1 protein-coding gene is annotated in these 404 nt (G+C 70.8%); it reads left to right on the top strand.

Annotated features, from left to right (window positions below; genetic code table 11):
- A partial coding sequence (gene rmuC, locus C1I89_RS33845) for a DNA recombination protein RmuC (RefSeq protein ID WP_146197003.1) occupies positions 1–404 on the top strand: 404 nt, incomplete at both ends.

Here is a 404-nt window from a genome sequence, read left to right as displayed (position 1 = left end):
GCGCGGCACCTGGGGCGAAGTGCAGCTCGCCCGGCTGATCGAAGACAACATGACGCCGGACCAGTACGCCAGCAACATCAAGCCCGTGCCGGGCAGCGACGCGGTGGTGGAATTCGCCATCCGCCTGCCGGGCCGGGGCGAGGGCGCGGGTCCGGTCTGGCTGCCCATCGACGCCAAATTCCCCAAGGAAGAATACGAGCGCCTCATGGACGCGCAGGACGCCGCCGACGCCGAAGGCGTGAAGACCGCCGGCGCCGCGCTGGGCCGCGCGGTCGAGCTGCAGGCGCGCGCCATCGCCGCCAAATACGTGGCGCCGCCGCACACCACCGACTTCGCCATCATGTTCCTGCCCACGGAAAGCCTGTATGCCGAAGTGCTGCGCCGTCCGGGCCTGCTCGACCGGC

This window comes from Achromobacter pulmonis (assembly GCF_002885955.2).
Classification (GTDB): domain Bacteria; phylum Pseudomonadota; class Gammaproteobacteria; order Burkholderiales; family Burkholderiaceae_B; genus Achromobacter; species Achromobacter pulmonis_A.
This window is presented reverse-complemented; position numbering and strand designations above follow the sequence as displayed.